The following is a 7,461-nucleotide window of genomic DNA, read 5'->3' as shown; positions in this document are numbered from 1 at the left end:
GTGGTTCAATCGGCACTATCACGGCCTGGGACGTGCGTGCTCTGAATGAGGAGGGGAATCCTGCAAGTGCCGTAGGTGACGCGAGGCAGGTTCGCATCAGCCTTGAAGCGGCGTCTCCGGTTGATGTGAACGTGAGAGACGGTGTGACAGTCCGCGATACGCGCTGGCAGTCCACGTTCAGACCAAGAATGCTACGAGATTCCGCGCTCTAGTTCGAATCCACTTGTCCACCAACTGAAACGAGTGCACTACCATGGGTAAGGTCACGGTCATCGCCTTTGTGGCATTCAGCCTCTCCGGCGCGTACTACACGCTGAATCGCAACCAGCAGACGTTGGAAACCTCAGCACGTGTGTCAGACCATCAGTACGAGGTGCTGGCACGTGAGGCCGCCCTCACCGGCTTGTCTGTCGCTCGATCGAAGCTTTCAGGCTCATTTTCGAGTACGAGCTTCTCAGGTCACACGGGGTCGGGTGATTATGCTGTCACGGCCACGGTGGCCGGTGGGTCGTCCAGGATCATCAGTACAGGTAACGTTATCGGGTCCGACGATGTGCCGCTTTCGTACCGAGTTCAGGCGGAGTTCGAAGGAGTGGCCGGTAGCTCGTATGCTCCGGAACCACCTGAATTCCTTCAGTACGCCCTTATCTCAGAACAAAGTATCAACTTGGCGGGACACGTTTCAACGGAGGTCTACCTGCAGGGCGAAGACGGAAGTCTTCTGAACGCGAACGTCCATACGAACGCGGATCTGAGTATTCACGGCGGCCGGGTGAGTGTCGAGGGTTACGGCTCATACTACGGAACGGCTTCCGGTACGGGCAAGTCTCTTGAGACGTCTTTCAATCCTAACTATGCACCCACAGAGCAGGACGCGTTGTACCAGGTTCCGGAACCGGTGGAGGTGCCCAATTACGATGCCGCGGCATATGTAGCGAAGGTGCTTGAGAATGGCTTTGGTGTCATCGAACATAGCGGCGATCTGGCGCTGTCGGGCACGCTCGACTACGGAACGAGAGACAACCCGACCGTCATTCACGTGACGGGTAATCTCTCGAATACCGGCGGAGCCGTAGTCAACGGCTACGTGATGTATATGGTGGACGGAAGTGTGTCGCTCAATGGCAATCTTGTTTCGGGTGACTCGGGATATGGCGGGCCGGACGAAAGTTCGATCGCGATCTATTCCGGCGGAACTGTAGGGATCACAGGTAACGTCGAGATCGCAGCTCAGATTTATTCTGATGGTGGTGTGGAAATTGGAGTGGATCTCGGAGGTAACCCGAAGATTTACGGGGGGCTCGCGACGTTCGGTGAAGCTTCCATCGAAGGCACGCCAAAAGTGTACTATCGCACGCCGTCAGCGGCGCTCGCGATCAACTGGCAGGATGTGGAGAACAATACGCTGAAGATGGTTGCGTACAGCGAATGGTAGGCGAGCAGACGCTGCTTAGTCGAATCGATGGACAAGTTGAAGAGAAGGGACCCTGAGATCGCCTCGGGGTCCCTTTTTCTTTCCGTGTTCACGATTGCGGGCATTCACGTCAGACGTTTCACTTCAAGTCTTGGCCGGAGGCGCCGATATCCATGGGTAGCTTAGCCAGGCGAATTCACACAACGCTTGCTGGTATCGCACATGGGGTTCCGCAGCGTTGGAATGCCTCCCCAATGATCCGCTCACTCATGATTGCTGCGCTAACGTTTGCCGGTCTGGGCGCCTACTACCAGGGTGCACGAGACAGTCTGTCGCCTGAGCGCGACGGCAACCAGACGCACGCCCAGCTTGAGAGGATGGCAAGGAGTTCAGCGCTCTTCGGAGTGAACCTCATAAAGGAGGCGCTCGCCAAGCGGTGGATCGATCAGCGGTTGACCGGCCGCCGGGACGGTGGTTCGTACAGGAGCGTCGCCATTGTCAGGCGTCATCGCGGTGCGATACGGGCCGTCGGCGTGGCTGGAGACGATGGCCCGCGTCCGACCACATACATTATCCGAGTGGAGGCGTTCAGGCAACAGGCTTCGGCTGACGATCCGGCGTCGGGCTACTCTGTTCGTGTCAGCGCACCGGTGGAGGGGATCGGATGATATGGACACTGCCTCATCAAATCTTCACATTGCTATGATTAAGGTTTCAGATTCGATCGCCGATACGGAGAGTACAAATTGTGCCCGGTCGATACGCAAGCACTTCCGTGTATCGGCCCGCGTACGCGCAGACAGTCGCCGCAAGGCACTGCAAGTAGTTCAGTCTTCTGCGTGGCACGATCATACGACCACATCTACGCGGGCGTGGCTTTTCGGAGATGACCCGCGCTTTGAAGCGCGACAATACCAGTAGGTGTCATCATGGGAAAAGCACTCGCTCTCGCCGCAGTTGCCTTCATTTCTCTCGGGACGTATTACGGAGCTCAGCGTAGCTCGTCCGAGATCGAAACACGCAGACGGGTTTCCAACGGTCAATACGAAACGCTTGCTCGCAACGCAGCCCTCGCCGGCCTCAATGTGGCCAAGCAGAGGATCTCGGAATCCGCCTGGACTGGCAAGGACACCAGGGGTCGGCATCAGGATGGTAACTACACGACATCCATCAAAGTCCAAGGCGCAAAACGCGCCACTATCGAGTCGGTCGGGACAGTTCGTAATGCTGGCCGCATGAGTGAGAATTACGCGATCCGAGTGCTAATGGACCGGCGACTGCAGCTCCCCGAAGAGCCGCCGAAGTTCATGCAGTATGCTATCGCCACCGACAGCGATATCGAGTTCAAAGGTAATGTGGACGTCACAGTCTCGAGCGACTTGTCAAGCGACATGAATGCCAACGTCCACACGAACGGCACGCTCAATGTGAGTGGCAATTCCGTGGACATCAACGGCTTCGGTTCATACAGCAATGGTGCAAATGGTGTTCACGTGGACAATTCGTTTGACCCGAATTACAATCCGACGAATCTCCCAACTCACTACGATGCGGATCCGATTCCCATACCGGACTTCACTGAAGTGGACTATCTGAGCGCGGTCGACGCCTTTGGGAACCCGATGGTCGACAATTCGACTACTGGCACCACTGAGCTGTCAGGTTCATACGACTTTGGTGGAACCCGAGACGATCCCTACGTCTGGTACATCGAAGGTGATCTGAACATCACGGGCGACACCCAGATCGATGGCTACGTTCACTTCGTCGTGGAGGGCAACGTGGACCTTAAGGGTGATCTGACGGCAGGGGACTCCGGCTATGACGGTGCTTCTGAGAGTAGCATCGGCGTGACCAGCAGTGGCAATATCAGCCTTTCGGGTGATCGCACGGTTGAGGCGCAGATGTATGCTGGCGGCGACATAAGTACAGGAAAAGGCACACCGACGCTGCGAGGCAGCCTTGCGGCAAGAGGGAAGCTTATCCTCGCCGGCACGCCGAACATCCTGTTCAAGTCGGCATCGTCGGGCCTTACGCAGTTCTGGCAGAACGATTTCAAGTACACGTACCACGTGGTCGGGTACAACGAGCAGTAGGCTCGGGGGAATTTGAAACCCATGGCGCACTTAATGCGCTCGGGGTGTCTTCGGAAGGGCGAGCCGAAGGCACCCCTTTTGTTTGTCCCTGTCTTCGACTTCTCGCCGACCATCATGTCACTGCGGGCGAGTCGAACGATCTTTGTCGCAGGCCCGCCAACCCGATCGCACAGGTACCTTACTTCGTTTGGGTACAAGAACCGGAGCGGTCCTATGCGACGATTGGGCAATCCAGGACGTCGACTTGATTTCGCGGGCGTTTCAGATTGCTTCGCGGCGCTCGCGATGACGAGGGCAGCGACTTGTCGTTCGACTACGCAGTGTCACCCCGAGCCAGTCGAGGGGCCTCTGTGACCCGTCTGCCGAACCGATTCCATCGGTCCCTCACGTCGTTCGGGATGACGTGGGACGAGCATCGGTGACGATTGACGCAATCCGGGCGTCGAGTGAATACCCCGGGCGTCTAATATGTCTTCGCTGCGCTCGCAATGACGAGGGCAGCGACTTGTCGTTCGAATACGCAGCGTCACCCCGAGCCAGTCGAGGACCCTTGTGATCGTCTGCCAATCCGATTGCACAGGTCCCTCACTTCGCTCGGGATGACGCGTGGGGGTGGTCGGCATGACGTGGGGCGAGCTGCGGTGATGAATGACGCAAGCCAGGACGTCGACCTGATTTCACGGGTGTCTCAGATTGCTTCGCTGCGTTCGCAATGACACGGGAGGAGTATTGAGTAGTACAACTCCTTCGGTGCCGCGAACTGATGATCACCCATTACATGCGCCATCTCTCTTAATTCCCGACCACGGCCCGCCGATACCTTCTTCAATAATTCACATTGCTGGCGACTCAATTCAGCCGGCAGGGGTCAGCAATTTGACAGGTTTGTTCAACAGCGTCGCTTCGCGAAGGAGGGAGGGCTCTGCGCCGAGGATATTCAAGCGACCCGCAATCCACATAGACAATGGGTAAAGCCGCATTGATTGCAATCGCAGCATTTGGCGCGATGAGCACGGTCTATTCCAACAGCAGCAAGTCGGGCATGCTTCGTGCGTCCGAGCGCGTCGCTAATCTCCAGTATGAGACGATTGCCCGCAGTGCGGCCGTGAATGGATTCAACCTGGCGAAGCAGGCCCTCTCCGAGTCGTTCGCCTCGCGCACATTCAAGGGCAGGTTCGATCGTGCCACATACGGCGTCGAGATCTCTGTCACCGGTAATCGCGCAATTGTCGTATCTGTTGGTGACGTTCCGAACGCTTCCGGAGATGACTCGAGCTATCGCCTGCGCGGAGAGTTCGTTCGTGAGACGCTAGCCGCCCAGATGGCGAATGACGTTCCCCCGTTCATGAAGTACGCACTCATTAGTGAGGACGATCTTCGCGTGAGTGGGAACGCTGGCGCGGCAGTTGTCCATGCGTCGGGCACCGACCTGAATGCGAACTTCCACACGAATGGTGATCTCGAAGTCAACGGCAAAGGCAACGAACACATCCACGGTTTTGGAACCTACGCGGGCTCGGCGAGCGGGAAGCATCGCGACACGAAGTTCCAGCCCGACAACGCAGAGCCAGGCGATCCGCACACCGCATGGGTCGCGGCGGTTGACATCCCAACGTTTGACGTGTCCGACTATACTCGCTTCGCAACAACGTCCAGCAGTTCGATGACTCTCTCCGGATCCTTCGAAGGTGGTACGCGCGACGAGCCGGAGGTCGTTCTCGTGAATGGTGACCTGAACGTCAGCAACGTCACGATCGACGGATATGTGGCCTTCCTGGTGACCGGTGACATCGAAATCAACGGCGACGCACGCGTCGGCTCGAGCGGCTTCAGTGCCAGCGCCGAAAGCAGCATCGCTTTCTACGCCGGTGGTGACATCGATATGAAGGGGAATACCGAAGTCTGGGCCCAGCTATACAGTGAGGGCGACTTTGACATGGGTGGCGGTGCTGATCTCTATGGTTCCGTGACGACCCGAACCGAGGCCAGGCTCCACGGTAACCCCGAGTTTCACTATCGCGAGGCCTCCCCGGCACTCACGACCATCTGGAACGGGACGCCCGGCGGAACCACCGTGCACATGACCAACTTCTTCGAGAGATAGCACCAGACCGCCACGGTCTCATCGATTCTGGCCGTAACAGAGCGGCTTCTGCCTCGTGCGGGAGCCGCTTTTTCTATGGCGATCGGAGGGACCCGTTTTCGCCGACCAATGATGCTCCCAGTAGCCTCAATTCGTACTGTGCGGCCGATTTTGACCGCATCGATATGCTTAAGGGCAGGGGGCATTGGCCGATACGAAAATGGGGCTTCCATCAGCCTTCCCTTGAAGTCGTGCCACTGTCGCATCCACCGTCTGACGTGCCGCTAACGCATCGTTGAGCCCGGCCTGCGACTCCATAAGGAACACACCATCATATGAATCCGACCCTGAAGGAAATACTTGCCCGGCAGGCTGCCGGCAAGACCGAAGTTGAGGCGTCGCCGAAGTCTTCCCCGGTTGCGGATCGCGGGCCGATCTCAGGCGTCGCCGCCAGGACACCGGAATCTGCAGGTCCGTCCGTATCGTCCCGACCGACCCTCATTCCGCCGCTTCCGAAGGTCGCAAAGGAAGTTGGTGATTCGGTGCCCTACTCGAAAATGGGCGATGAGCGAATCGAATTCCTGATGGATCAGGTCCGGTCTCTGGGCGATAAGGAGCGCACCGCAATGCGCATCCACATTGAGCATTTACTCAAGCACATGATCGATATCAACGCGTCTGATATCGACATGGGAGGCCCGGCAAGCAACAACCTGATCTGGTATCGCGTGGACGGCGAAAAGCGTCCCGACGAGGGCATGGGTCGCTACACCATCAACGAGTCAAACGTTCTGCTTCTCAACGTGCTCAGTCGTCGCCAGACCGAGACGTTGCTTGAGAAGAGATCGCTTGATTTCTCGTACCAGCTTCCCATCGAAGGAAAGGACGGCCGACGCCGTCGTTTCCGTGCGACAATGTACTTCGATCTGGATGATCTTGGCTTGAACATGCGTGCCATTCAGGACACGCTGCGTCCGTTGAAGAGTCTCAAGTTTCATCCTCTCATTGAACGCGGCCTCATGTTCCGGCACGTTCGCGACGGGCTGACCCTGGTGACGGGTGTAACCGGTTCCGGCAAGAGCACGACGCTGGACGCCATCATTGACGAGAACAACAAAGACACTGCTGGCCACGTGGTCATCGTCAGTAAGCCGATCGAGTTCATGCACGTATCGAAGAAGTGCATCGTGCGTCACCGTGAAGTCGGAAAGGACGTCCCGTCCTTCAAAGAGGGGATCGTGCAATCGCTTCGTCAGGACCCGGACATCGTCGTCATCGGTGAGATCCGCGATCCAGCAACGATATCCTCGGCTCTCGAAATCACCGACTCCGGTCACAAGGTCTTTACGACACTTCACACGTCATCCGCTGTCGAAAGCATTGACAGAATCATTGGCGAGTATCCACCGGACGAGCAGGATCGTATTCGCAACCGTCTCGCGGACGTGCTGCGGTGCATTATCTCTCAGAAACTGCCTCCCAAGATCGGTGGTGGCCGGGTGCTTGCAAAAGAAGTGCTGTGGATGACGCCATCTGCGGCAGCTGCGATAAAGAACAACAACCAGGGCGAGATCTATCAGATGATGTGGGAGAGCAACGGTCACGGCCAGACCACACTCGAGCAGGATCTCGCAAAGCTTCTTAAGCAGGGTCTCATTAGCGCCGAAACAGCTATGGACTACGCCAATAACAAGCGTCGCCTCAAGCAGTTGCTCGGTTGATACCCCGGCTACGTCCAACTTCGCCAGAATAACGACACAATCCTTAAGCCATGAACATCTCCCGACCCAAAGACAGTATTCTGGGCGTAACGATATCGGGTCGATCTCTGCACGCCGTACTGGTTCAGGATGGTCCGGACGGACCGG

General features: G+C 57.2%; 5 protein-coding genes. All 5 read left to right on the top strand.

Going from position 1 to position 7,461, the window contains the following annotated elements:
• The first annotated feature begins 253 nt into the window (after positions 1-253).
• The 5 genes from HKN37_16245 to tadA all read left to right on the top strand — a co-directional run bounded on the left by HKN37_16245 (position 254) and on the right by tadA (position 7,314).
• On the top strand, positions 254-1,435 hold the full coding sequence (locus tag HKN37_16245) for a hypothetical protein (protein ID NNE48203.1): 1,182 nt from the start codon (positions 254-256) through the stop codon (positions 1,433-1,435).
• A gap of 233 nt (positions 1,436-1,668) precedes the next feature.
• Positions 1,669-2,082, top strand: a complete 414-nt coding sequence (locus tag HKN37_16240; GenBank protein NNE48202.1) for a hypothetical protein — start codon at positions 1,669-1,671, stop codon at positions 2,080-2,082.
• Between the two features lie 261 nt (positions 2,083-2,343).
• Positions 2,344-3,510: a polymer-forming cytoskeletal protein gene (locus HKN37_16235; protein ID NNE48201.1), complete on the top strand. Its 1,167-nt coding sequence runs from the start codon at positions 2,344-2,346 to the stop codon at positions 3,508-3,510.
• Positions 3,511-4,474: 964 nt separating this feature from the next.
• Positions 4,475-5,614 carry a hypothetical protein gene (locus tag HKN37_16230; GenBank protein NNE48200.1) on the top strand — a complete coding sequence of 380 codons (1,140 nt, stop codon included), beginning with the start codon at positions 4,475-4,477 and terminating at the stop codon, positions 5,612-5,614.
• Between the two features lie 314 nt (positions 5,615-5,928).
• Positions 5,929-7,314: a Flp pilus assembly complex ATPase component TadA gene (tadA, locus tag HKN37_16225; protein NNE48199.1), complete on the top strand. Its 1,386-nt coding sequence runs from the start codon at positions 5,929-5,931 to the stop codon at positions 7,312-7,314.
• The last annotated feature ends 147 nt before the right edge of the window (positions 7,315-7,461 follow it).

The sequence above is a fragment of the Rhodothermales bacterium genome, from assembly GCA_013002345.1.
In the GTDB taxonomy this organism is placed as follows: Bacteria; Bacteroidota; Rhodothermia; order Rhodothermales; family JABDKH01; genus JABDKH01.
The sequence above is the reverse complement of the archived record's forward strand: the minus strand, read 5'-3'. Positions and strand labels throughout refer to the sequence as shown.

Bases quoted from the DNA above. Each gene is read 5' to 3' on its own strand.
- HKN37_16240 (NNE48202.1), top strand. From the start codon at position 1,669: ATGATCCGCTCACTCATGATTGCTGCGCTAACGTTTGCCGGTCTGGGC.
- tadA (NNE48199.1), top strand. From the start codon at position 5,929: ATGAATCCGACCCTGAAGGAAATACTTGCCCGGCAGGCTGCCGGCAAG.
- HKN37_16245 (NNE48203.1), top strand. From the start codon at position 254: ATGGGTAAGGTCACGGTCATCGCCTTTGTGGCATTCAGCCTCTCCGGC.
- HKN37_16235 (NNE48201.1), top strand. From the start codon at position 2,344: ATGGGAAAAGCACTCGCTCTCGCCGCAGTTGCCTTCATTTCTCTCGGG.
- HKN37_16230 (NNE48200.1), top strand. From the start codon at position 4,475: ATGGGTAAAGCCGCATTGATTGCAATCGCAGCATTTGGCGCGATGAGC.